This is a genomic window from Pseudomonas sp. NMI760_13 (assembly GCF_021283245.1).
Lineage (GTDB): Bacteria > Pseudomonadota > Gammaproteobacteria > Pseudomonadales > Pseudomonadaceae > Aquipseudomonas > Aquipseudomonas peradeniyensis.
Map to the genome: position 1 here is coordinate 47,477 of NZ_JAJSRC010000006.1, position 22,774 is coordinate 70,250.

The 22,774-nt window shown below is 65.5% G+C and carries 23 protein-coding genes; 14 read left to right on the top strand and 9 right to left on the bottom strand.

From position 1 onward, the window contains the following. Positions 1 to 45 precede the first annotated feature (45 nt). The 3 genes from spoT to LU671_RS08330 are packed head-to-tail and all read left to right on the top strand — an operon-like array spanning position 46 to position 3,343. Complete coding sequence (gene spoT, locus LU671_RS08320; protein ID WP_028689950.1) at positions 46 to 2,154, top strand: bifunctional GTP diphosphokinase/guanosine-3',5'-bis pyrophosphate 3'-pyrophosphohydrolase; 2,109 nt, start codon at positions 46 to 48, stop codon at positions 2,152 to 2,154. A gap of 23 nt (positions 2,155 to 2,177) precedes the next feature. Next, positions 2,178 to 2,558 carry a RidA family protein gene (locus tag LU671_RS08325; RefSeq protein ID WP_028689951.1) on the top strand — a complete coding sequence of 127 codons (381 nt, stop codon included), beginning with the start codon at positions 2,178 to 2,180 and terminating at the stop codon, positions 2,556 to 2,558. 59 nt (positions 2,559 to 2,617) lie between these two features. Next, the gene (locus LU671_RS08330) at positions 2,618 to 3,343 is read left to right on the top strand and encodes a hypothetical protein (protein WP_232855396.1); all 726 of its coding nucleotides are present in this window, start codon (positions 2,618 to 2,620) and stop codon (positions 3,341 to 3,343) included. Between the two features lie 156 nt (positions 3,344 to 3,499). Here the strand turns inward: LU671_RS08330 and LU671_RS08335 are convergent, their stop codons facing one another. Further along, positions 3,500 to 4,357, bottom strand: coding sequence for an SDR family oxidoreductase (locus LU671_RS08335; protein WP_232855397.1), 858 nt, complete (start codon positions 4,355 to 4,357; stop codon positions 3,500 to 3,502). A gap of 192 nt (positions 4,358 to 4,549) precedes the next feature. Between LU671_RS08335 and exbB the strand changes: the two genes are divergently transcribed. The 6 genes from exbB (at position 4,550) to LU671_RS08365 (ending at position 11,290) form a co-directional block, all read left to right on the top strand. Further along, positions 4,550 to 5,536 (top strand): tonB-system energizer ExbB, encoded by a 987-nt coding sequence (gene exbB, locus LU671_RS08340; protein ID WP_203649378.1) that lies wholly within the window; start codon positions 4,550 to 4,552, stop codon positions 5,534 to 5,536. Positions 5,537 to 5,539: 3 nt separating this feature from the next. Next, entirely contained in the window at positions 5,540 to 5,968 is a 429-nt protein-coding gene (exbD, locus tag LU671_RS08345) for a TonB system transport protein ExbD (protein WP_023632733.1), read from the top strand. After that, a complete protein-coding gene (locus LU671_RS08350; protein ID WP_028689955.1) occupies positions 5,965 to 6,699 on the top strand; it encodes an energy transducer TonB in 735 nt (244 codons plus the stop codon). Before exbD ends, LU671_RS08350 begins: the two co-directional genes overlap by 4 nt. Before the next feature lie 94 nt (positions 6,700 to 6,793). Beyond that, the gene (locus LU671_RS08355) at positions 6,794 to 7,720 is read left to right on the top strand and encodes a hydrogen peroxide-inducible genes activator (RefSeq protein ID WP_028689956.1); all 927 of its coding nucleotides are present in this window, start codon (positions 6,794 to 6,796) and stop codon (positions 7,718 to 7,720) included. A 4-nt stretch (positions 7,721 to 7,724) separates the two neighbouring features. Further along, positions 7,725 to 9,803 carry an ATP-dependent DNA helicase RecG gene (recG, locus tag LU671_RS08360; protein WP_203649376.1) on the top strand — a complete coding sequence of 693 codons (2,079 nt, stop codon included), beginning with the start codon at positions 7,725 to 7,727 and terminating at the stop codon, positions 9,801 to 9,803. A gap of 77 nt (positions 9,804 to 9,880) precedes the next feature. Further along, the gene (locus tag LU671_RS08365) at positions 9,881 to 11,290 is read left to right on the top strand and encodes an aminoacyl-tRNA deacylase and HDOD domain-containing protein (RefSeq protein ID WP_232855398.1); all 1,410 of its coding nucleotides are present in this window, start codon (positions 9,881 to 9,883) and stop codon (positions 11,288 to 11,290) included. Between the two features lie 146 nt (positions 11,291 to 11,436). On the opposite strand, the gene LU671_RS08370 is transcribed toward LU671_RS08365, so the two are convergent. From LU671_RS08370 to LU671_RS08385, 4 genes are all read right to left on the bottom strand, one after another. Then, positions 11,437 to 11,811 carry a helicase gene (locus tag LU671_RS08370; protein WP_232855399.1) on the bottom strand — a complete coding sequence of 125 codons (375 nt, stop codon included), beginning with the start codon at positions 11,809 to 11,811 and terminating at the stop codon, positions 11,437 to 11,439. A 134-nt stretch (positions 11,812 to 11,945) separates the two neighbouring features. Further along, positions 11,946 to 12,242: an HU family DNA-binding protein gene (locus LU671_RS08375; protein ID WP_027917040.1), complete on the bottom strand. Its 297-nt coding sequence runs from the start codon at positions 12,240 to 12,242 to the stop codon at positions 11,946 to 11,948. Positions 12,243 to 12,430: 188 nt separating this feature from the next. Continuing rightward, a complete protein-coding gene (locus LU671_RS08380) occupies positions 12,431 to 13,579 on the bottom strand; it encodes an NAD(P)/FAD-dependent oxidoreductase (protein WP_203649372.1) in 1,149 nt (382 codons plus the stop codon). A 33-nt stretch (positions 13,580 to 13,612) separates the two neighbouring features. After that, positions 13,613 to 13,780, bottom strand: coding sequence for a rubredoxin (locus LU671_RS08385; protein ID WP_012312109.1), 168 nt, complete (start codon positions 13,778 to 13,780; stop codon positions 13,613 to 13,615). A 248-nt stretch (positions 13,781 to 14,028) separates the two neighbouring features. On the opposite strand from LU671_RS08385, the gene LU671_RS08390 reads away from it, so the two are divergent. Then, complete coding sequence (locus LU671_RS08390; protein ID WP_232855400.1) at positions 14,029 to 14,586, top strand: chorismate--pyruvate lyase family protein; 558 nt, start codon at positions 14,029 to 14,031, stop codon at positions 14,584 to 14,586. Then, entirely contained in the window at positions 14,586 to 15,476 is an 891-nt protein-coding gene (ubiA, locus tag LU671_RS08395) for a 4-hydroxybenzoate octaprenyltransferase (protein ID WP_232855401.1), read from the top strand. The genes LU671_RS08390 and ubiA overlap by 1 nt, the downstream gene beginning before the upstream one ends. A gap of 102 nt (positions 15,477 to 15,578) precedes the next feature. Here ubiA and LU671_RS08400 read toward each other — a convergent pair whose 3' ends face one another. Further along, a complete protein-coding gene (locus tag LU671_RS08400) occupies positions 15,579 to 15,947 on the bottom strand; it encodes a COG4315 family predicted lipoprotein (RefSeq protein WP_232855402.1) in 369 nt (122 codons plus the stop codon). Positions 15,948 to 16,121: 174 nt separating this feature from the next. Between LU671_RS08400 and phoB the strand changes: the two genes are divergently transcribed. The 3 genes from phoB to LU671_RS08415 all read left to right on the top strand — a co-directional run bounded on the left by phoB (position 16,122) and on the right by LU671_RS08415 (position 19,680). Continuing rightward, on the top strand, positions 16,122 to 16,811 hold the full coding sequence (gene phoB, locus LU671_RS08405; RefSeq protein ID WP_003253341.1) for a phosphate regulon transcriptional regulator PhoB: 690 nt from the start codon (positions 16,122 to 16,124) through the stop codon (positions 16,809 to 16,811). 72 nt (positions 16,812 to 16,883) lie between these two features. Next, positions 16,884 to 18,155, top strand: a complete 1,272-nt coding sequence (phoR, locus tag LU671_RS08410) for a phosphate regulon sensor histidine kinase PhoR (protein WP_232855495.1) — start codon at positions 16,884 to 16,886, stop codon at positions 18,153 to 18,155. Positions 18,156 to 18,339: 184 nt separating this feature from the next. After that, positions 18,340 to 19,680: a hemolysin family protein gene (locus tag LU671_RS08415; protein ID WP_203649361.1), complete on the top strand. Its 1,341-nt coding sequence runs from the start codon at positions 18,340 to 18,342 to the stop codon at positions 19,678 to 19,680. A gap of 96 nt (positions 19,681 to 19,776) precedes the next feature. On the opposite strand, the gene LU671_RS08420 is transcribed toward LU671_RS08415, so the two are convergent. The 3 genes from LU671_RS08420 to phoU form a co-directional block, all read right to left on the bottom strand. Beyond that, positions 19,777 to 20,676 carry a peptidoglycan DD-metalloendopeptidase family protein gene (locus tag LU671_RS08420; RefSeq protein WP_232855403.1) on the bottom strand — a complete coding sequence of 300 codons (900 nt, stop codon included), beginning with the start codon at positions 20,674 to 20,676 and terminating at the stop codon, positions 19,777 to 19,779. Between the two features lie 214 nt (positions 20,677 to 20,890). Beyond that, on the bottom strand, positions 20,891 to 21,802 hold the full coding sequence (locus LU671_RS08425; protein ID WP_232855404.1) for a response regulator: 912 nt from the start codon (positions 21,800 to 21,802) through the stop codon (positions 20,891 to 20,893). A 163-nt stretch (positions 21,803 to 21,965) separates the two neighbouring features. Then, complete coding sequence (gene phoU / locus LU671_RS08430; RefSeq protein WP_110736220.1) at positions 21,966 to 22,736, bottom strand: phosphate signaling complex protein PhoU; 771 nt, start codon at positions 22,734 to 22,736, stop codon at positions 21,966 to 21,968. Positions 22,737 to 22,774: the final 38 nt, after the last annotated feature.

A 22,774-nucleotide genomic window follows, 5' to 3' on the forward strand; every position in this document is an offset into this window, starting at 1 on the left:
ACACCGTGCGGCGCAAGGCCCTCTTCTTCAGCAAGAGGTGAAACCATGCCGGGTATAGAAGCCCTCGCCGAACGGCTGTCGACTTACCTGGGCCCCGAACAGGTCAACCTGGTTCGCCGGGCCTACTTCTACGCCGAGCAGGCCCACGATGGCCAGCGCCGCCGCAGCGGCGAGCCCTACGTGACCCACCCGCTGGCGGTCGCCAGCATCCTCGCCGACATGCACATGGACCATCAGAGCCTGATGGCGGCCATGCTGCACGACGTGATCGAAGACACCGGCATCGCCAAGGAAGCCTTGAGCCAGCAATTCGGCGAGACCGTCGCCGAGCTGGTCGACGGGGTCAGCAAGCTGACCCAGATGAACTTCGAGACCAAGGCCGAGGCGCAGGCCGAGAACTTCCAGAAGATGGCCATGGCCATGGCCCGCGATATCCGCGTGATCCTGGTCAAGCTGGCCGACCGCCTGCACAACATGCGCACCCTGGAAGTACTGTCCGGCGAAAAACGCCGGCGCATCGCCAAGGAAACCCTCGAAATCTACGCCCCCATCGCCAACCGCCTGGGGATGCACACCGTGCGCGTCGAGTTCGAGGACCTCGGCTTCAAGGCCATGCACCCGATGCGTTCGTCGCTGATCCACCGGGCGGTCAAGAGCGCGCGAGGCAACCGCAAGGAAATCGTCGCCAAGATCGAGACCTCGCTGGCCAACTGCCTGGCCGCCGACGGCATCCAGGGCGAGGTCAGCGGCCGGCAGAAACACCTCTATGGCATCTACAAGAAGATGCGCGGCAAGCGCCGCGCCTTCACCGAGATCATGGACGTGTACGCCTTCCGCATCATCGTCGACAAGGTCGACACCTGCTACCGCGTGCTCGGCGCCGTGCACAACCTGTACAAGCCGCTGCCGGGTCGGTTCAAGGACTACATCGCGATCCCCAAGGCCAACGGCTACCAGTCGTTGCACACCACGCTGTTCGGCATGCACGGCGTGCCCATCGAGATCCAGATCCGCACCCGCGAAATGGAAGAGATGGCCAACAACGGCATCGCCGCGCACTGGCTGTACAAGTCCAACGAGGAAGAGCAGCCCAAGGGCAGCCACGCCCGCGCCCGTCAGTGGGTCAAGGGCATCCTCGAGCTGCAGCAGCGTGCCGGCAACTCGCTGGAATTCATCGAGAGCGTGAAGATCGACCTGTTCCCGGACGAGGTCTACGTCTTCACCCCCAAAGGCCGGATCATGGAGCTGCCCAAGGGCTCCACCGCCGTCGACTTCGCCTACGCGGTGCACACCGACGTTGGCAACAGCTGCATCGCCTGCCGTATCAACCGCCGCCTGGCGCCGCTGTCCGAGCCACTGCAGAGCGGCTCCACCGTCGAGATCGTCAGCGCACCGGGCGCCCGGCCAAACCCGGCCTGGCTCAACTTCGTGGTCACCGGCAAGGCACGCACGCACATCCGCCACGCCCTCAAGCAGCAGCGTCGCTCCGAGTCCATCAGCCTTGGCGAGCGCCTGCTGAACAAGGTGCTGACCGGCTTCGACAGCAGCCTGGAGAAGATCCCCCAGGAACGCATCCAGTCGATCCTCGCCGAGTACCGCCTGGAACTGCTCGAGGACCTGCTCGAGGACATCGGTCTGGGCAACCGCATGGCCTACGTGGTCGCCCGCCGCCTGTTGTCCGCCGAAGGCGAGCAGCTGCCGGCGCCGGAAGGCCCGCTGGCGATCCGCGGCACCGAGGGTCTGGTGCTCAGCTACGCCAAGTGCTGCACCCCGATCCCGGGCGACCCTATCGTCGGCCATCTGTCGGCCGGCAAGGGCATGGTCGTGCACCTGGAAGACTGCCGCAACATCAGTGAAGTCCGCCACAACCCGGAGAAGTGCCTGCAGCTCTCCTGGGCCAAGGACATCACCGGCGAGTTCAACGTCGAGCTGCGCGTCGAGCTGGAGCACCAGCGCGGCCTGATCGCGCTGCTGGCCAGCAGCGTCAACGCCGCCGACGGCAACATCGAGAAAATCAGCATGGACGAACGCGACGGCCGTATCAGCGTGGTCCAACTGGTGGTCAGCGTGCACGACCGCGTGCACCTGGCCCGTGTGATCAAGAAGCTGCGCACCTTGACCGGCGTGGTCCGCATCACCCGGATGCGTGCGTAGTCCGCCAACCGCAAGGAGTCATCATGAGCAAGACCGTCATCACCAGCGACAAGGCCCCTGCCGCCATCGGCACCTACTCGCAAGCGATCAAGGCTGGCAACACCGTGTACATGTCGGGCCAGATCCCGCTCGATCCAAAGACCATGGAACTGGTCGAAGGCTTCGAAGCCCAGACCGTCCAGGTGTTCGAGAACCTGAAGTCGGTGGCCGAAGCCGCTGGCGGCTCGTTCAAGGACATCGTCAAGCTGAACATCTTCCTCACCGACCTGAGCCACTTCGCCAAGGTCAACGAAATCATGGGCCGTTACTTCGAACAGCCTTACCCAGCCCGCGCCGCCATCGGCGTAGCCGCGCTGCCGAAGGGTGCCCAGGTCGAAATGGACGCCATCCTGGTCCTCGAGTAATACCCCCGGTGACGGGCGCCACGCCCGTCACCACCCTCTCCTGCCCCAAGGTTTCCCCCATGCGCCACGCATTGCCTCTCGCGCTGGCAGCCCTGCTCCTGGGCGGCTGCGCCAGCCACAAACCCGAAGACTTCAACGGCACCTGGATCAACCAGGCCGCCATCGACGCCGCCCGCAAAGGCACCAGCCTGCGCCAGGCCCTCGACGCCCAGGGCCCGGTGTTCGAATGGAAGATCGACGTCAAGAACCAGCAGGCCAGCTTCAGCAATGGCTTCGAGGCGGCCGACGGGCGTCTGAGCGCCAACGAGAAAGACTGGCAGGTCAGCTTCGAAGGTGGCCTGGTCGAACAGCTCAAGCTCGACGGCGACGAGTTGCTGGCGATCGACCCGTCCGGTCACCAGCAAACCTTCGTGCGCAGCGAAGGCCCACAGAACACGCCGCTGGGCGGCAGCTTCGAGAAGGCGCTGTACCAGCAATACCTGGGCGGCGACTGGAAGATCGTCGAAGGCCAGGGCAAGGGCGCCGTGGTGCGCTTCAGCGACACCGGCAACGTCACCGGCCTGCCCGGCCCCGACCGCTTCGCCCTGTGCCTGGCGGGCGACTGCGCGACCATGGGCGATGGCAACGACAGCCTGTGGCTGGAGCGCAACCAGCGCGGCGCGCCGTGGATCTTCAAGCGCGACGGCGACACCCTGGAGATCTTCCAGGCGGTGAACCGCGCCCAGCCGGATGAAATGCCGCAACTGACCGCCGGTGCGCGGCAGTGGGTGCTGGAAAAGGACTGAAGCGCGCACGCCCTCTGTAGGAGCGGCCTTGCGCCGCGAAAGGGCTGCGAAGCAGCCCCAGGATTCAAGAGGCGCCGCATGGATTGCTGGGGCTGCTTCGCAGCCCTTTCGCGGCACAAGGCCGCTCCTACAAGGGGGCGCATCAAGCCTTGAAGGTTAGTTTCTTCCCTCGAGAATGGCCGCATACCCCTCTTTGTAGCTCGGGTACTGCGGCACCCACCCCAACGCCCGCGCCCGCGCATTGCTGCAGCGCTTGCTGCCGGTACGCCGCACCCGCTGCTCATCCGACCACTGGGTAACGCCCAGGTACTCGCGCAGCCAGGCCACCACCTCGGCCAGCGGCGCCGGATCGTCATCGACACCGATATAGCAGTCGTCCAGCGCAACACCCCGGGCATCGGCGCGCAGCAGGTGCGCTATCAGGCCGGCGGCATCCTCGGCATGGATACGGTTGCCGTACAACGGCGGCTCCTCGGCCACGCGGTAACCCTGGCGCACCTGGCTCAGCAACCACTCACGCCCCGGCCCATAGATGCCGGTCAGGCGCACGATCGTCGCGGGAATGCCGCTGTCCAGCGCCAGCCGCTCGGCCTCGAGCATCACCTTGCCGGAATAGCCCTCGGGCTGCGTGGCTGCCGCTTCGGCAATCCACTCACCGTCCTGCTGCGCATACACGCTGCTACTGGACACGAACACCAGGCGTCGCGGCCGCTGCCCTTTCGCCGCCAGCCATCCCAGCACATGGCGCAGACCTTCGACATAGGCCGCCTGGTAGCCGGCTTCATCGTGCTGGCTGGCCGCCACGCAATACACCAGGTAATCAGGCCCCTGCTCAGGCCAGGCGCTCGGTATCTGCGGCTCGGCCAGATCGGCGGCGATCGGCCGAACCCCTTCGGGCAGCTGATCGACCGCACGGCGCAAGCCGCTGACCTGCCAGCCTTGAGCAAGCAGTTGGCGGGCCAGGCGGCTGCCCACATCACCGCAACCCACGATCAAAGCTGAAACGTCTGACATACCAAACCTCCTAATGCGAAAGGCACAGGCTATCGGGTTAGCGCGATAAACGGCTATACCAAGGTCAAAAAAAGCAACAGTATTACTTTTGTTAACAAGAATTACTTGCAATAATGGCGGCCCTGTCTGTTCTCGGCCTGCTTCGAGGCCTTGAAGAACTCAACCCATTTCTCTTCATCAGGTCCGGCCAGCATGACACGTACTCAACCTTCCGCTTCGCCAACCCCGTCGCGCGCCTGGCGCGCCATTGCCGCGCTGATGTTCAGCCTGGTACTGGCCCCGGCAGCCATGGCCGATGAGCCTGTCGCCGCTACCCCGGCAGCCGCCGCTGCCACCGCCCCGGCCACGCCAGCTGCCGAAGGCCAGGCACCGGTTGCCGCGCCGATCGCCGCGCCTGCTGACGCAAATGCTCCGGTGGAAGGCCAGGCACCAGCCGACGAGAACGTGCAGGCGATGGTCGAAGACACCTCGCTGGGCATGGCCCACGACCTGTCACCATGGGGCATGTACAAGAACGCCGACGTGGTGGTGAAGGCCGTGATGATCGGCCTGGCCATCGCCTCGATCATCACCTGGACCATCTGGATCGCCAAGGGCTTCGAGCTGATGGGCGCCAAGCGCCGCCTGCGTGGCGAGATCGCCGCCCTGAAGCGCTCGGTGAGCCTGAAAGAGGCCAGCGAGGTGTCGAACAAGGAAGGCACCCTGGCCCACACCCTGGTGCATGACGCCCTCGAAGAGATGCGCCTGTCGGCCAACGCCCGCGAAAAGGAAGGCATCAAGGAACGCGTCAGCTTCCGCCTGGAGCGCCTGGTGGCCGCCAGCGGCCGGACCATGAGCAGCGGCACCGGCGTGCTGGCCACCATCGGTTCTACCGCGCCGTTCGTCGGCCTGTTTGGCACCGTGTGGGGCATCATGAACAGCTTCATCGGCATCGCCAAGACCCAGACCACCAACCTCGCCGTGGTCGCCCCGGGCATCGCCGAAGCCCTGCTGGCCACCGCCCTGGGCCTGGTCGCCGCGATCCCGGCCGTGGTCATCTACAACGTCTTCGCCCGCTCCATCGCCGGCTACAAGGCACAGGTGTCCGACGCCTCCGCCCAGGTCCTGCTGCTGGTCAGCCGCGATCTGGACCACCAGGGCAGCGAGCGCGCCGCCCCGCACATGGTGAAAGTGGGGTAAGCCATGGGCCTGCATCTCAACGAAGGTGGCGATGACCTCGCCGAGAACCACGAAATCAACGTCACGCCGTTCATCGACGTGATGCTGGTGCTGCTGATCATCTTCATGGTCGCGGCGCCCCTGGCCACGGTCGACATCAAGGTCGACCTGCCCGCCTCGACCGCGAAGCCCGCGCCGAGGCCCGAGAAGCCGGTGTTCGTCAGCGTCAAGGCCGACAAGAAGCTCTACCTCGGCGACGACGAGGTGGCCCAGCGCGACCAGCTTGGCGCCATGCTCGACGCCAAGACCAAGGGCGACAAGGAAACCACCATCTTCTTCCAGGCTGACAAGGGCGTCGACTACGGCGACCTGATGGAAGTGATGAACACCATGCGCGCCGCCGGCTACCTCAAGGTCGGCCTGGTCGGACTCGAGACGGCAGCCAAGAAATGACGAAAACGCGCTCAAACATGGCGCGCTACGGTGGCAGCCTGGCGATCGTGCTGGGTGTGCACGCAGTCGCCGTGCTGCTGACGCTCAACTGGTCGGTGCCCCAGGCCCTCGAGTTGCCGCCGGCAGCGATGATGGTCGAGCTGGCACCGCTGCCCGAGCCCGCGCCGCCGCCACCGCCCAAGGCCGCCCCGAAACCGCCGACGCCGGTCGAGGAACCGCCACTGCCGAAGCTGGCAGAGGCACCGAAGCCGAAGATCGCCATTCCCAAGCCGCCCAAGCCCAAGGCCAAGCCACAGCCGCCCAAGCCCGAGAAGAAGCTTGAGCCGCCGAAGGACGAACCACCGGCCAAGGACGACGTCGCGGACACGCCGCCGAGCAACACGCCACCGCAGAAGTCGGCGGCGCCACAGCCGAGCATCGCATCCAACAGCAATGCCCTGCCAAGCTGGCAGAGCGATCTGCTGCGTCACCTGGCCAAGTACAAGAAGTACCCCGAGGACGCTCGCCGTCGCGGACTGCAGGGCATCAACCGCCTGCGCTTCGTGGTCGACGCCGAAGGCAAGGTGGTCTCGTACGCGCTGGCCGGCGGTTCCGGCAGCGCGGCGCTGGACCGGGCCACGCTGGAGATGATCCGCCGTGCCGGCACGGTGCCCAAGCCTCCGGCGGAGTTGCTGAACAATGGCACGATCGAAGTCGTCGCGCCGTTCGTCTACTCGCTGGACCGACGCTGACGTTTTTGTTTCTGTCACAAAACGGCAAGTCTGATAACGTGCGTCTATCGATTGCAGCCGCTATGCTGGGGCCGCAACTTCATGGACGCACGTTATGACCCTCACCGAACTTCGCTACATCGTCACCCTCGCGCAAGAGCAGCACTTCGGCCACGCGGCCGAGCGTTGCCACGTCAGCCAGCCGACCCTGTCGGTGGGCGTGAAGAAGCTCGAGGACGAACTCGGCGTGCTGATCTTCGAGCGCAGCAAGAGCGCGGTGCGCCTCACGCCGGTCGGCGAGAGCATCGTCGCCCAGGCGCAGAAGGTACTGGAGCAGGCCCAAGGTATCCGCGAGCTGGCCCAGGCCGGCAAGAACCAGCTGACCGCGCCACTCAAGGTCGGCGCCATCTACACCGTCGGCCCCTATCTGTTCCCGCACCTGATCCCGCAGCTGCACCGCGTGGCGCCGCAGATGCCGTTGTACATCGAAGAGAACTTCACCCACGTGCTGCGCGAAAAGCTGCGCAACGGCGAACTGGACGCGGTGATCATCGCCCTGCCGTTCAACGAGGCCGACGTGCTGACCCTGCCGCTGTACGACGAGCCGTTCTGCGCGTTGATGCCAGCCGACCACCCGTGGACCGCCAAGGACACCATCGACACCGCCATGCTCAACGACAAGAGCCTGTTGCTGCTCGGCGAGGGCCACTGCTTCCGCGACCAGGTGCTCGAGGCCTGCCCGACGCTGAACAAGGGCGGCGAGGGTTCCAAGCACACCACGGTCGAGTCCAGCTCGCTGGAAACCATCCGCCACATGGTCGCCTCGGGCCTGGGCGTGTCGATCCTGCCGCTGTCGGCGGTGCACAGCCATCATTACGCGCCGGGCGTCATCGAAGTCCGTCCGCTGACCGCGCCCGCACCGTTCCGTACCGTGGCCATCGCCTGGCGCGCCAGCTTCCCGCGGCCGAAGGCCATCGAGATCCTCGCCGACTCGATCCGCCTCTGCTCGGTGGCCAAGCCGCCGGTGGAACAACCGGCCTGAACCCATGACCGAGCTGTCGAACGTCCCGGTCACCACGCTCAAGGGCGTAGGCGACGCCATGGCGGAAAAACTCGCCAAGGTCGGTCTGGAGAACCTGCAGGACCTGCTGTTCCACCTGCCGCTGCGCTACCAGGACCGCACCCGCGTGGTGCCCATCGGCCAGTTGCGTCCAGGCCAGGACGCGGTGATCGAGGGCGTGGTCAGCGGGGCCGACGTGACCATGGGCAAGCGCCGCAGCCTGGTGGTGCGCCTGGGCGACGGCAGCGGCACGCTGAGCCTGCGCTTCTACCATTTCAGCAATGCGCAGAAGGAGGGCCTCAAGCGTGGCACCCACCTGCGCTGCTATGGTGAAGCCCGCCCCGGCGCCTCGGGGCTGGAGATCTACCACCCGGAATACCGGGCGCTGAACGGCGACGAAGCACCGCCGCCGGTCGAACAGACGCTGACGCCGATCTACCCGACCACCGAAGGCCTGACCCAGCAGCGCCTGCGCCTGCTGTGCCAGCAGAGCCTCGGCCTGCTCGGCCCGCGCAGCCTGCCCGACTGGCTGCCCGACGAACTGGCCCGCGACTACCAGTTGGCGCCGCTCAGCGACGCCATCCGCTACCTGCACAACCCGCCGGCAGACGCCGACCTCGAGGAACTCGCCGAGGGCCATCACTGGGCCCAGCATCGCCTGGCCTTCGAGGAGCTGCTGACCCACCAGCTCTCGCAGCAACGCCTGCGCGAGAGCCAGCGCAGCCTGCGGGCACCGGTGCTGCCCAAGGCCAGCCGCCTGCCGGCGCAGTACCTGGCCAACCTCGGTTTCAGCCCGACCGGCGCCCAGCAGCGGGTCGGCAACGAAATTGCCTACGATCTCAGCCAGCACGAGCCGATGATGCGCCTGGTGCAAGGCGACGTAGGCGCCGGCAAGACAGTGGTCGCCGCGCTGGCCGCCCTGCAGGCTCTGGAAGCGGGTTACCAGGTCGCCCTGATGGCGCCCACCGAGATCCTCGCCGAACAGCACTACATCACCTTCAAGCGCTGGCTCGAACCGCTGGGCATCGAGGTCGCCTGGCTGGCCGGCAAGCTCAAGGGCAAGGCCCGCGCCAGCGCCCTGGAGCAGATCGCCAATGGCGCGCCCATGGTGGTCGGCACCCACGCGCTGTTCCAGGACGAGGTGCAGTTCAAGCACCTGGCCCTGGCGATCATCGACGAACAGCACCGCTTCGGCGTGCAGCAGCGCCTGGCCCTGCGCAAGAAGGGCGTCATGGGCCAGCTGTGCCCGCACCAACTGATCATGACCGCCACGCCGATCCCGCGCACCCTGGCCATGAGCGCCTATGCCGACCTCGACACCTCGGTCCTCGACGAGCTGCCGCCCGGACGTACCCCGGTGAACACCGTGCTGGTCGCCGACAGCCGCCGCTTCGAGGTGGTCGAGCGGGTCCGCGCCGCCTGTGCCGAAGGCCGCCAGGCCTACTGGGTGTGCACCCTGATTGAAGAGTCCGAAGAGCTGACCTGCCAGGCCGCCGAGAGCACCTTCGAAGAGCTGGGCAGCGCCCTCGGCGAGCTGCGCGTGGGCCTGATCCACGGGCGCATGAAGCCTGCGGAAAAGGCCGCGGTGATGGCCGAGTTCAAGGCCGGCGACCTGCAACTGCTGGTGGCCACCACGGTGATCGAGGTCGGCGTCGACGTGCCCAATGCCAGCCTGATGATCATCGAGAACCCCGAGCGCCTGGGCCTGGCCCAGCTGCACCAGCTGCGTGGCCGGGTCGGCCGGGGCAGCGCGGTGAGCCACTGCGTGCTGCTCTATCACCCGCCGCTGTCGCAGATCGGCCGCGAGCGCCTGGGCATCATGCGGGAAACCAACGACGGATTCGTCATAGCAGAGAAGGACCTGGAGTTGCGTGGCCCCGGCGAGATGCTCGGGACCCGCCAGACCGGCCTGCTACAGTTCAAGGTCGCCGACCTGATGCGCGACGCCGACCTGCTGCCGGCCGTACGCGACGCCGCCCAGGCCCTGCTGGCACGCTGGCCCGACCACGTCAGCCCGTTGCTCGATCGCTGGCTGCGCCACGGTCAACAATATGGCCAGGTGTGACGCCCGTCCCATAATGGATCCAGCTTGTCGGACAGGCTGGTTATACTTCGCGTTTACAGAATGATTGGATACAGGCCATGACTGAAGTTGCCCTGGATACCGCAACCCTACACGCACCGTCTGTCATCCGGCTGTTGCTCGACAAGCTCGGCGTCAGCTTCCGCGAGGTGCCCGAGCACCCGGGGCTGCCGGCCGCCTCGCGGGTGCAGGCCGTGCTGCTCGATGACGAGATCGGTGCCTTGATGGTGCTGTTCCCGCAAAGCCAGTTGCTGGACCTCAAGCGCCTTGAAGAGCTGACCGGCCGCAAGCTCAAGGCCGTGCCGCTGGAGCGCCTGAAGCAGATGCTCGACAAGCATCACCTCAAGGCCCTGCCGGCCATTCCCGCCCTGACCAGCTCGCCGTGCCAGTACGAAAAGAGCCTGCTCGACAACGAGACGCTGCTGATCCAGTCCGGCGAAGCCGGCCTGCTCCTGGAAATCGGCAGGACAGCCTTCAAGAAGATGCTGTTCAAGGCCAGCGCCAGCACCTTCGGACAGCAGATCAGCGATATTCGCCTGAGTTTCGATCAGTTGGACGGCCCTCCCAAGGAAGTCATCCGCGCCGTCCAGGCCTTCACCGCCCGCCGCATCCAGCAACGCCTGGAGCAGACCATCGAGATTCCGCCGCTGGCCGACACCGCGCAGAAGATCATCAAGCTGCGCGTCGACCCCAATGCCAGCATCGACGACATCACCGGTGTGGTGGAGACCGACCCGGCCTTGGCCGCGCAGGTGGTCAGCTGGGCTGCCTCTCCGTACTACGCCTCGCCCGGCAAGATTCGCTCGGTGGAGGACGCCATCGTCCGCGTGCTGGGCTTCGACCTGGTGATCAACCTGGCCCTGGGCCTGGCGCTGGGCAAGACCCTGAGCCTGCCCAAGGACCACCCGCAACAGGCCACGCCGTACTGGCAGCAGTCGATCTACACCGCCGCGGTGATCGAGGGCCTGACCCGCGCCATGCCGCGCGCCGAGCGCCCGGAAGCGGGCCTGACCTACCTGGCCGGCCTGCTGCACAACTTCGGTTACCTGCTGCTGGCCCACGTCTTCCCGCCGCATTTCTCGCTGATCTGTCGTCACCTGGAGGTCAACCCGCACCTGTGCCACAGCTATGTGGAACAGCACCTGCTGGGGATCAGCCGTGAACAGATCGGGGCCTGGCTGATGAAGCTGTGGGACATGCCCGACGAGCTGTCCACGGCCCTGCGCTTCCAGCACGATCCGGCGTACGCCGGCGATTATGCGGCGTTCCCCAACCTGGTGTGCCTGGCGACGCGCCTGCTGCGCGCCCGGGGAATCGGCTCGGGGCCGAAGGACGAGATCCCGGATGCCCTGCTCGAGCGCCTGGGGCTGACCCGGGACAAGGCCGAAGAGGTGGTGAACAAGGTGCTGGAGGCCGAGGCCCTGCTGCGCGAGCTGGCGTCGCAGTTCCACGCGCCGCACTCGCATTAAGATCACTCTGTAGGAGCGGCCTTGCGCCGCGAAAGGGGCGCGAAGCGGCCCCAGCAATTTCAATAATGGCGCAGACCAGCTGGGGCTGCTACGCAGCCCATTCGCGGCACAAGGCCGCTCCTACAGAGAAGCCCTGCGCCTGGGGCTCAGGCCTTCCTCTTCGGCTTCAGGTACTTCATCAAGCCCTGGAACCAGATCACCAGCGCCGGATTGCCCTTGATCTGGATGTTCTTCTCCTGGATCCCCTGCATGAACGCCAGCTGCTTGTTGCCGGCCTGCAGCGTGGCGAAGCCGTAGGCGGCGTCCTTGAAGGCGATGGCGAAGGCCGGCTGCGGGTGCAGGCCGCCCTTGCTGCTGATGCGCAGGTCCTTGACGATGAAGTGCCGGGCGACCTTGCCATCGAGCGTCTGCATCTGGAAGACCAGGTCCTTGTCCTGCAACTGCTGCTGGAACGCCGGGTTGTTGCGGCTGGCCTTGGCCATCAGCAGACCCATGGCCCAGAGAAGAAAGCGAAACTTCATCAACACGCCTCGAATGAAAAGTGACTGAGTCGCGCAGTTTATCCGTTTCTCGCCCTGATTATGCAAGTTCGCTGCATTTGCTTACCAGAAACGCAACGGGCGCCTCCAGGCGCCCGTCGGGTGAAACTGTTCGATCACTTTTTCTTGGCAGGTTTGGCCGGGACGTTGACGCTGTCACGCAGGTTCTTGCCTGGTTTGAAAGCGACGGTATTGCTGGCCTTGATCTTCACCGGCTGGCCGGTCTGCGGGTTCTTGCCGGTGCGGGCGCCACGGTGGCGTTTTTCGAAGGTGCCGAAACCGACCAGGGTGACGGTGTCCTTGTCGAGCGCGCCGGTGATGCTGTCGAGAATCGCGTTGAGGACCTGGTTGGCCTTTTCCTTGGTCAGATCGGCCTTTTCGGCGATGACGGCGGCGAGTTCTGGTTTACGCATAGTGAAGCCTCTTTGACGGGATTTCTTGTTGTTATGCCGTGCTGCCGAAGGGAGCAGCGTTCAAGGCACCGCAGGCTCTAGGCTGCGGCAGACGCCAGTGAGGATGGCACGCCGACCGGGGCCGCGCCAGTATCTGGGCGGCCATTGTCGCGGCAAGAACAGGATAATTCCGACAGAACGCCCGCTATTTACGCCATCAAGGGCGGTAACTGGCGATTCAGCGCCAGTTTCTCCATGACCGCGCCGCCGGTCAGGGCGTAGCCCAGCAGCTGGCCATCGGCACCGTGGCAGAGCACTTTCAGGTCGGCGCCGCTGCCTTCGACCACCCAGGTGCCCTCATGGCCGGGCGGCACCGGGGATACCACCAGTGGACAGGCCGGGGTCTTCACGGTGACCGGCATCGGGCCGTAGGCCACCGCGGTCGGGTTGCCGGCCAGGGTCTGGGCCAGGGCACGGGCGCAGGTCATCAGCGGCATGACGTACAGCAGGTTGATGCCGTCGACCTCGGCGCAGTCGCCCAGGGCGAAGATATTGGCATGTGAAGTGCGCAGCTGGCGGTCCACCACCACCCCACGGTTGACCTGCAAACCCGCCGCCGCCGCCAGGTCGGTGCGCGGACGCAGGCCGATGGCTGACACCACCAGGTCGCAGGGAATCACGCTGCCATCGGACAGGTGCGCCTCGAGCGCCTCCCCTGCCCGCTGCAGGCGGGTCAGCACCGGGCCGAGGTGAAAGCGCACGCCCAGTCCTTCCAGGCCCGCCTGCACGGCTGCGGCGGCAGCTGGGTGCAGCAGAGTCGGCATCACCTGCTCACAGGGGGCGACGACCTCGCAGTGCAGGCCGCCCAGGCTGAGGTCGTTGGCGAATTCGCAACCGATCAGGCCGGCACCGAGGATCAGCACACGCTGCTTGCCCGCGGCCGCAGCGCGAAAGCGTGCGTAGTCCTCCAGGTCGTTGATCGGGAAGACCAGCTCGCCGGCATCGCCTTCCACAGGCACCTGCACCGTCTGCGCGCCCCAGGCCAGTACCAGGTCGCGGTACTCCACCGCTTCCTCGCCAATCCACAGGCGCTTGTGGCCCGGGTCGATGCCGCTGATACGGGTATGGGTACGAATCTCGGCCTTGAGCTGCTCGGCCATCGCACCCGGTTCGGCCATGCACAGGCCGTCGGCGTCCTTCTGCTTGGCGAAGCCGGTGGACAGCATGGGCTTGGAGTAGGAGCGACCGTCGTCGGCGGTGATCAGCAACAGCGGCGTATCGCCGTCGAGCTTGCGAAACTCTCGCGCCAGGTTGTAGCCGGCAAGGCCGGTACCGATGATCACCACGGGGGACGTCATGTCGTGCGTTCCTTCTTCAAGCCAGGGTTGCGATCAGCCGATGGCGATCATTTCGAAATCACTCTTGCCCACGCCGCAGTCGGGGCACAGCCAGTCTTGCGGTACATCTTCCCAGCGGGTGCCGGGGGCGATGCCGTCGTCCGGCCAACCTTGGGCCTCGTCGTAGATCAGGCCGCAGACAATACATTGCCACTTCTTCATTTACTGCTGTTCCTCGGTCAGGCTTAAGGATGCGTTGCAGCTGACGGCCTCATCGCGGGGCAAGCCCGCTCCTACAAGGGACGCGCAGTTCCCGAGGGCTGCACTGTACCTGTGGGAGCGGGTTTACCCGCGAAGGGGCTACCGCGCAATTCGTGGGGGCTTTGTACTGGCCCTGCCAGCAGTATGCAAGCAGTCCGGGCAAACATGCTAAGCTCGCCGCCTCTCTGGCCTGTATCAAGCATACCGACGTGCCGTACGAAACCCCGCAAGCAGCCGCTGTCGCGTGGCTGGCGTATCCGCAGCTGGCGACCACCCTCGACCTGCCGACCCTGGGCTGGCTGTTCGACGAGGGCTCCCTGACCCGTCGCCTGACCCGTCTCTCCCACGATCACTTCAGCGTCACGCCCCTGTTCGAAGGCTGGCAGCCCCTGCGCGACGACGAGTGCGCCGCCTTGGGCCTGGCGCCTGGCGCGCAGGGCTGGGTGCGCGAGGTCTACCTGCGCGGCCACGGCCATCCGTGGGTGTTCGCCCGCAGCGTGGCCAGTCGCACGGCGCTGGAACGCGGCGGGCTGGACCTGGAGACCCTGGGCAGCCGCTCGCTGGGCGAGCTGCTGTTCTGTGACCAGGCGTTCGTCCGCCACCCGATCGAAGTGTGCAGTTATCCACAGGGCTGGCTGCCCGCCGAGGTCGCCGGCGCCGGATTGTGGGGGCGGCGCTCGCGCTTCGAGCGCGACGGCCTCGACCTGCTGGTGGCCGAGGTGTTCCTGCCCGCCCTGTGGCACGCGGCCAAGGAGGAGAACCGCTGATGTACCTGCAACTGCTCAAGTCGCTCAACCGCCTGCACCCACGGGCCTGGGACTTCATCCAGCTGAGCCGCATGGACCGCCCGATCGGCATCTACCTGCTGCTGTGGCCGACGCTGGTGGCGGTGTGGATCGCCGGCAACGGTTCGCCGACCCTGGCCAACGTGCTGATCTTCGGTTTGGGCGTGGTGCTGATGCGCGCCGCCGGCTGCTGCATCAACGACTTCGCCGACCGCAAGGTGGACGGCCACGTCAAGCGCACCGCTGACCGGCCACTGGCCAGCGGCCGGGTGAAACCCCGCGAAGCGCTGGCGCTGTTCGCCCTGCTGGTGGGGCTGAGTTTCCTGCTGGTGCTGTGCACCAACGCTACCACGGTATGGCTGTCGTTCGGCGCGGTCGCCCTGGCGTTCTGCTACCCGTTCATGAAGCGCTACACCTACTACCCGCAGGTGGTGCTGGGCGCGGCGTACTCCTGGGGTATCCCCATGGCCTTCACCGCCGCGGGCGGCGAGCTGCCGGCCAGCGCCTGGCTGCTGTACATCGCCAACCTGCTATGGACGGTGGGCTACGACACCTACTACGCCATGGTTGACCGTGACGACGACCTGAAGATCGGCGTGAAATCCACCGCCATCCTGTTCGGCGAGGCCGACCGGGTGATCATCCTGACCTTGCAGTTGCTGTCGCTGGGCTGCCTGTTGCTGGCGGGCAACCGTTTCGAGCTGGGCGGCTGGTTCCACCTGGGGCTGTTGGCGGCGGCGGTGTGCTTTGCCTGGGAGTTCTGGTCGACGCGCAAGCTGGATCGGGAGTCGTGCTTCAAGGCGTTTCTGCACAACCATTGGGCGGGGATGCTGATTTTTGGCGGGGTGGTGCTGGATTACGCGTTGCGCTGAGGCTCACCGTCTCTGTGGGAGCGGGTTTACCCGCGAATGCTGCGGTGCCGCCGCCATCGCATTCGCGGGTAAACCCGCTCCCACAGGGTCAAATATCAACCTTCAGGGCTTGGCGATATGCCAGACGTCCTTCATGCCATCACCGGTGGTCTCCCCGGCCTGCTTGTCCTTGACGAAGGTGTACAGCGGCTTGCCGTCGTAGGCCCACTGCTTCTTGCCGTCGTCACGCTTGATCTGCGTCCACTTGCCTTCGGCCTTCTCACCATCGCTGACCATCAACGGCGGCCAGTTCTTGGCGCACTCGCCGTTGCACATGGACTTGCCGCCGGCATCCTTGTCGAAGGTGTACAGCGTCATGCCGTTGTGATCGACCCACATGCCGTCCTTTTCCGTGGCGTGATGAGCCGACGCCACCCCCGGCACTGCCAGCGCAGCGCAAAGGGCCATCCAGCTCAGCGTATGTCGTGTCATTAGAATCACCATTGTTTCGGGGGTGGATTGAATGTCCGCGCCGCCTTCGCGGCCCCCTGAAGCCTAGCCCAGTCACGCAATGTCGCCAGAATGGCCAACACCCTGTCACACAGCTGCAATAATTCCGTTATCTAATGCGGGCCAAGACACCGTTCCTGGGAGAGGTAATTGAGCATGGTTGGCAGAAACATTCTGATCGTCGACGACGAAGCGCCTATCCGCGAGATGATCGCCGTTGCATTGGAAATGGCCGGCTATGACTGCCTCGAGGCCGAGAACTCGCAACAGGCCCACGCCATCATCGTCGACCGCAAGCCGGACCTGATCCTGCTCGACTGGATGCTGCCGGGCACCTCGGGCATCGAGCTGGCCCGCCGCCTCAAGCGCGACGAACTGACCGGCGACATCCCGATCATCATGCTCACCGCCAAGGGTGAAGAGGACAACAAGATCCAGGGCCTGGAAGTCGGCGCCGACGACTACATCACCAAGCCGTTCTCCCCCCGCGAGCTGGTGGCGCGCCTGAAGGCCGTGCTGCGCCGCACCGGCCCGAGCGACAGCGAGGCGCCGATCGAAGTCGGTGGCCTGCTGCTCGACCCGATCAGCCACCGCGTGACCATCGACGGCAAGCCGGCCGAGATGGGGCCCACCGAATACCGCCTGCTGCAGTTCTTCATGACCCACCAGGAGCGCGCCTACACCCGTGGCCAACTGCTCGACCAGGTCTGGGGCGGCAACGTCTACGTCGAGGAACGCACCGTCGACGTGCACATCCGTCGCCTGCGCAAGGCGCTGGGTGAAGCCTATGAAAATCTGGTACAAACCGTCCGCGGCACCGGCTATCGCTTCTCGACCAAGAGCTGATCGAAGCCCCAGCGCCCGCTGTACAAGGACTGTCAATTGAACCAGAACTGGCACGCGACCCTGATTCGCCACATGCTCCTGCTGATCACCGTCTGCCTGATCGGCGGGCTGGTCAGCGGCTACTACGGCTGGAGCCTGGCCATCGGCCTGGCCCTGTACCTGGGCTGGACGCTGAAGCAGCTGCTGCGCCTGCACGACTGGCTGCGCAACCACCAGCCCGACGAAGCGCCCCCCGATGGCTACGGCCTGTGGGGCGAGGTGTTCGACAGCATCTACCACCTGCAACGCCGCGACCAGCGCGTGCGCGGCCGCCTGCAAGCAGTGATCGACCGGGTCCAGGAGTCCACCGCCGCCCTGCGCGACGCGGTGATCATGCTCGACAGCGAAGGCAACCTGGAGTGGTGGAACCGCGCCGCCGAGACCCTGCTGGGCTTCAAGACGCCGCAGGACGGCGGCCAGCCGGTGACCAACCTGGTGCGCCACCCGCGCTTCAAGGAGTATTTCGAGTCGGACAACTACGCCGAGCCGCTGGAGATCCCCTCGCCGATCAACGACCGCCTGCGCGTGCAACTGCACCTGACCCGCTACGGCAACAACGAACACCTGATGCTGGTGCGCGACGTGACCCGCATCCACCAGCTGGAACAGATGCGCAAGGACTTCGTCGCCAACGTTTCCCACGAGCTGCGCACGCCGCTGACGGTGATCACCGGTTACCTGGAGACGCTGCTGGACAATGTCGAGGACGTGAACCCACGCTGGAGCCGCGCCCTGCAGCAGATGAGCGCGCAAGGCTCGCGCATGCAGACCCTGCTCAACGACCTGCTGCTGCTGGCCAAGCTCGAGGCCACCGACTACCCCTCGGACAACCAGCCGGTGCTGGTCGACACCCTGCTCGGTGCCATCAAGAACGACGCCCAGGCCCTGTCAGGCCCGCGCAACCAGCGCATCAGCCTGGAGGCGACGCCCGGCATTCGTCTCAAGGGCAGTGAGTCGGAGCTGCGCAGCGCGTTCTCCAACCTGGTGTTCAACGCGGTCAAGTACACCCAGGACGAAGGCAATATCCGCATCCGCTGGTGGGCCGACGAACAGGGCGCGCACCTGAGCGTGCAGGACTCGGGGGTGGGGATCGAAGCCAAGCACCTGCCACGCCTGACCGAACGCTTCTACCGGGTCGACTCAAGCCGTGCGTCCAATACCGGCGGCACAGGGCTGGGGCTGGCGATCGTCAAGCATGTGCTGATGCGCCATCGCGCACGCCTGGAAATCAGCAGCGTGCCGGGGCATGGCAGCACCTTTACCTGCCACTTCGCGCCGGCGCAATTGGTGTCAAGCAAAGCCTGAATCATCGCGGGGCAAGCCCGCTCCCACGCACTGCCTAAGCGATCGTGGGAGCGGGCTTGCCCCGCGATGGGACGCATCCCCTTTGCTTTTGCGGCTCCAGCCGCTACATTGGATCCCCCGTGCCAGCCATCGCTGGCACTTTTTTTCTCTTCAATTCAAAGACGGACCCCGTAAAAACTCCATCATGGACCCTTCCCCTGGTATCAGCCTCACCTCGTTGTTCGCCGATTTCGGCATGATTCTCTTCGCCTTGTTCCTGGTGCTGCTCAACGGCTTCTTCGTTGCCGCCGAGTTCGCCATGGTCAAGCTGCGTTCCACCCGAGTCGAATCCATCGCCGAGCTGCACGGCTGGCGTGGCAGCATCCTGCGCAAGGTGCACAACCAGCTCGACGCCTACCTGTCGGCCTGCCAGCTGGGCATCACCCTCGCCTCCCTGGGCCTGGGCTGGGTCGGCGAGCCGGCGTTCGCCCACCTGCTCGAGCCGCTGCTGGCCGCCGTGGGCGTGGACAGCCCCGAGCTGATCAAGGCGATCTCGTTCTTCGTCGCCTTCTTCGTGATCTCCTACCTGCACATCGTGGTCGGCGAGCTGGCACCGAAGTCGTGGGCGATCCGCAAGCCCGAGCTGCTGTCGCTGTGGACTGCCGTGCCGCTGTACCTGTTCTACTGGGCAATGTACCCGGCCATCTACCTGCTCAACGCCAGCGCCAACACCATCCTGCGCATCGCCGGCCAAGGTGAGCCCGGGCCGCACCACGAGCACCACTACAGCCGCGAGGAGCTCAAGCTGATCCTGCACTCCAGCCGCGGCCAGGATCCGAGCGACCAGGGCATGCGCGTGCTGGCCTCGGCCGTGGAGATGGGCGAGCTGGAAGTGGTCGACTGGGCCAACTCCCGCGAAGACATGGTCAGCATCGACGCCCATGCGCCACTGAAGGAAATCCTCGCCCTGCTGCGCCGTCACAAGTTCAGCCGCTACCCGCTGTATGACGCCGAGCGCGAGGAGTTCACCGGCCTGCTGCACATCAAGGACCTGCTGCTGGAGCTGGCCGAACTGGACCACCTGCCCGAGACCATCGACCTCGAGGACCTCGCCCGCCCGCTGGAGCGCGTGTCGCGGCACATGCCGTTGTCCCAGCTGCTGGAGCAGTTCCGCAAGGGTGGCGCGCACTTCGTGCTGGTGGAGGAAGCCGATGGCAAGGTGATCGGCTACCTGACCATGGAAGACGTGCTGGAGGTGCTGGTCGGCGATATCCAGGACGAACACCGCAAGACCGAGCGCGGCATCCTCGCCTACCAGCCGGGCAAGCTGCTGGTACGCGGTGATACGCCGCTGTTCAAGGTCGAGCGCCTGCTGGGCGTCGACCTCGACCATATCGAGGCGGAAACCCTGGCCGGCCTGGTCTACGAGACCCTCAAGCGCGTGCCCGAGGAAGAGGAAGTGCTGGAGGTCGACGGCCTGCGCATCATCATCAAGAAGATGAAAGGACCGAAGATCGTGCTGGCCAAGGTGCTCAAGCTCGATTGATATCCCTGGGGCTGCTTTGCAGCCCTATCGCGGCACAAGGCCGCTCCTACAGTAGATCGCATTCCCCTGTAGGAGCGGCCTTGTGCCGCGAAAGCCTCAAGGGTTGCCGGCAGTAAAATCCGGTAACCCGCCAATCGGCCGGTCGAACTGATACGGTATCGACTCCAGCGCCAACCCCACATTGCGCTGCACCACGAAATGCAGGTGCGGCCCGCTGCTGTTGCCGGTGTTGCCCGACTTGGCCAGCGCCTGCCCCTGGGCCACCCGCTGCCCCTCGCCCACCACCACCGAACCGCGCATCAGGTGCAGGTACACGCCCATGGTGCCGTCCGGGTGCAGGATCCTGACGAAGTTGCCCGCCGGGTTGTTGCCCCGCCCGCTCTGGTTGTTCTCGATCTTCACCACCACCCCACCCCGCGCCGCGATAATCGGTGTACCTTCGGGCATGGCGATGTCCATGGCGTAGCGACCCTTGGGCCCGAAGTGGCTGAAACGGCCGTTGGGCCCCTGGCTCAGGCGAAACGGCCCGCCCTTCCAGGGGAAGGGATAGCGATAGCCCTGCGGGCGCTGCCCCGGGTCACCCATGGCATAGCGAAACCTGGTGTCGTACCTGAGGCCGGCCCCCTGGCGGGCCTGGACCACACTGAGCACCTGGGTCGAGCGCGGCGGCACCAGGCGCCGGACGATACGCGGCGCGTTGCCGCCCTGGGCATTGGCCAGGCGCTCCACGCGCAGTTCCACCTCCATCGGCACGAACAGTTCGTTGCGGGCGACAAAGCGCACGCCACCGGCAAAGGGCTCGGTCTTGAGGCGAACCTGGCCATCCAGGCGCTCGACCATGGGTTCACGGAACACAAAGGCTTTCGCCCCCGGGCTCGGGCGGTCTGAATAGGAGACCACGCCGAAGGTGTCGGTGGTCTTGTAGACGGTCATGCCCAGGCTCGACGCCGAGGCCGTGAGCAAGGCACAGAACAGCAGCAGGCGGGCGGGCGGCATGATGGTGGCTTTTTGACAGTTGTGTTCTGTCGAAGCCTAGCAGCCCGAATAAAGACAAGTTGTGACAGCTGGTCGGAAGTTTCAGAGGATCAAGCAGAGAGCATTGATCTCTGTGGGAGCGGGTTCACCCGCGAATGCGTCGGCGACAGCACCATCGTATTCGCGGGCAAACATGCTCCCACAGGGTTCACGTCGACCTATCCAACCCAGGCCATCAGGCCCCGGGCGTGAAGTGCTTCTGCGCCGTACCGCGAGCGATCAGCCGCGACAGGTAGTCGAGCTTCTGCGCATCCTGGTCGACGAACTTGAAGGTCAATTGCAGCCAGTCGCTCTCGGGCTTGGGCTCCAGCGCCGCAATGGCGTGCAGGTAGCCGTTCAGCCGCGCCGTTTCGGCATTCTCGCCTTGCTCCAGGTCCAGCACCGCGCCTTCGAGCACCTGCGGCAGGTTGGCGCCGCGGCGCACCACCAGCAGGGCTTCTTTCAGGCTCAGGGCCTTGATCATGCACGGCTGGGTTCCGCTGGACAGGCGCAGTTGGCCTTGGCCACGGCCAGTCTGGGCCGCGGCGGCGGCAGTCTTTGGCGTGGGGGCGTTGATCAGCGGCTTGGCCGCTGCTGCCACGGGTGCGGCGGCAGGCGCGGTCACCTTGGCCGCTTCCGGACGACCGCCGGTCAGGGCGCTGAGCGAGTCGTTGGCGAACGCCGAGTTGACCCGCGCCGGCGCGCTGGACATCAGGGCATCGAGCTTGCCGATCTTGGTCAGCGACTTCTTCACCTTGGTCAGCAGCTGCTCGTTGGTGAACGGCTTGCCGACGAAATCGGAAACACCGGCCTGGATGGCCTGGATCACGTTTTCCTTGTCACCACGGCTGGTCACCATGATGAACTGCATGGTCTTCATCTCTTCCTGCTGGCGGCACCAGGTCAGCAGCTCGAGGCCGGACATCTCGGGCATCTCCCAGTCGCACAGGACCAGGTCGAAACGTTCCTTGCTCAGCATGGCCATGGCCTTGCGACCGTTGACCGCGTCCTCGATCACCACGCCGGGAAAGGCATTGCGCAGGCACTTTTTTACCAGGTCGCGGATGAACGGGGCATCGTCCACGACCAGCACATTCACTTTACTCATCGATACTCCTCTTGAATCCCGGCTAGCATACCGCCGACTGATGGCCATTTGCCAAACCACTGGTCACGCCGGGACTTCTCACACGGTTCGCGGGTGCCTGCTGGTGCTCGACCGCAAACGAAAACGCCCGGCGGTTGCCGGGCGTTCATGCTCGGGAGCAATCCTATTTATCGTCCGGTTCAGCCGGAACATTAGCGATTTCGCCCTCATCGAACGCTTCGCCCTGCACCTCGGCTTTCATGCGCTTGAGGCCCATGTGGCGCACGTCGGTGCCACGCACCAGGTAGATCACCAGCTCCGAAATGTTGCGCGCGTGGTCGCCGATGCGTTCCAGCGAACGCAGGGCCCAGATCACGCTGAGCACACGGGAGATCGAGCGCGGGTCTTCCATCATGTAGGTGACCAGCTCGCGCAGCGCGGTCTTGTACTCGCGGTCGATGGTCTTGTCGTACTGGGCCACCGACAGCGCCAGCTCGGCGTCGAAGCGGGCGAAAGCGTCCAGTGCGTCGCGAACCATGTTGCGCACCTGGTCGCCGATGTGGCGCACCTCGACGTAGCCACGCGGCGACTCGCCTTCCTCGCACAGCTGGATGGCGCGGCGGGCGATCTTGGTCGACTCGTCGCCGATGCGCTCCAGGTCGATCACCGACTTGGAAATGCTGATGATCAGGCGCAGGTCGGAGGCCGCCGGCTGGCGACGGGCGAGGATGCGCACGCACTCCTCGTCGATGTTGCGCTCCATCTGGTTGATCTGTTCATCGACCTCGCGCACTTGCTGGGCCAGGCCCGAGTCGGCCTCGATCAGTGCAGTGACGGCGTCGTTCACCTGTTTCTCGACCAGCCCGCCCATGGCCAGCAGGTGGCTGCGCACCTCCTCGAGCTCGGCGTTGAACTGCTGGGAGATATGGTGGGTAAGGCTTTCTTTGTTGATCATCGTTTCGCTCCGCGAAGCAGCTGCAGGCTTCAAGTCGT

Coding starts and splice junctions, on each gene's coding strand:
- spoT (WP_028689950.1), top strand. CDS start 46: ATGCCGGGTATAGAAGCCCTCGCCGAACGGCTGTCGACTTACCTGGGC.
- LU671_RS08325 (WP_028689951.1), top strand. CDS start 2,178: ATGAGCAAGACCGTCATCACCAGCGACAAGGCCCCTGCCGCCATCGGC.
- LU671_RS08330 (WP_232855396.1), top strand. CDS start 2,618: ATGCGCCACGCATTGCCTCTCGCGCTGGCAGCCCTGCTCCTGGGCGGC.
- LU671_RS08335 (WP_232855397.1), bottom strand. CDS start 4,357: ATGTCAGACGTTTCAGCTTTGATCGTGGGTTGCGGTGATGTGGGCAGC.
- exbB (WP_203649378.1), top strand. CDS start 4,550: ATGACACGTACTCAACCTTCCGCTTCGCCAACCCCGTCGCGCGCCTGG.
- exbD (WP_023632733.1), top strand. CDS start 5,540: ATGGGCCTGCATCTCAACGAAGGTGGCGATGACCTCGCCGAGAACCAC.
- LU671_RS08350 (WP_028689955.1), top strand. CDS start 5,965: ATGACGAAAACGCGCTCAAACATGGCGCGCTACGGTGGCAGCCTGGCG.
- LU671_RS08355 (WP_028689956.1), top strand. CDS start 6,794: ATGACCCTCACCGAACTTCGCTACATCGTCACCCTCGCGCAAGAGCAG.
- recG (WP_203649376.1), top strand. CDS start 7,725: ATGACCGAGCTGTCGAACGTCCCGGTCACCACGCTCAAGGGCGTAGGC.
- LU671_RS08365 (WP_232855398.1), top strand. CDS start 9,881: ATGACTGAAGTTGCCCTGGATACCGCAACCCTACACGCACCGTCTGTC.
- LU671_RS08370 (WP_232855399.1), bottom strand. CDS start 11,811: ATGAAGTTTCGCTTTCTTCTCTGGGCCATGGGTCTGCTGATGGCCAAG.
- LU671_RS08375 (WP_027917040.1), bottom strand. CDS start 12,242: ATGCGTAAACCAGAACTCGCCGCCGTCATCGCCGAAAAGGCCGATCTG.
- LU671_RS08380 (WP_203649372.1), bottom strand. CDS start 13,579: ATGACGTCCCCCGTGGTGATCATCGGTACCGGCCTTGCCGGCTACAAC.
- LU671_RS08385 (WP_012312109.1), bottom strand. CDS start 13,780: ATGAAGAAGTGGCAATGTATTGTCTGCGGCCTGATCTACGACGAGGCC.
- ubiA (WP_232855401.1), top strand. CDS start 14,586: ATGTACCTGCAACTGCTCAAGTCGCTCAACCGCCTGCACCCACGGGCC.
- LU671_RS08400 (WP_232855402.1), bottom strand. CDS start 15,947: ATGACACGACATACGCTGAGCTGGATGGCCCTTTGCGCTGCGCTGGCA.
- phoB (WP_003253341.1), top strand. CDS start 16,122: ATGGTTGGCAGAAACATTCTGATCGTCGACGACGAAGCGCCTATCCGC.
- phoR (WP_232855495.1), top strand. CDS start 16,884: ATGCTCCTGCTGATCACCGTCTGCCTGATCGGCGGGCTGGTCAGCGGC.
- LU671_RS08415 (WP_203649361.1), top strand. CDS start 18,340: ATGGACCCTTCCCCTGGTATCAGCCTCACCTCGTTGTTCGCCGATTTC.
- LU671_RS08420 (WP_232855403.1), bottom strand. CDS start 20,676: ATGCCGCCCGCCCGCCTGCTGCTGTTCTGTGCCTTGCTCACGGCCTCG.
- LU671_RS08425 (WP_232855404.1), bottom strand. CDS start 21,802: ATGAGTAAAGTGAATGTGCTGGTCGTGGACGATGCCCCGTTCATCCGC.
- phoU (WP_110736220.1), bottom strand. CDS start 22,736: ATGATCAACAAAGAAAGCCTTACCCACCATATCTCCCAGCAGTTCAAC.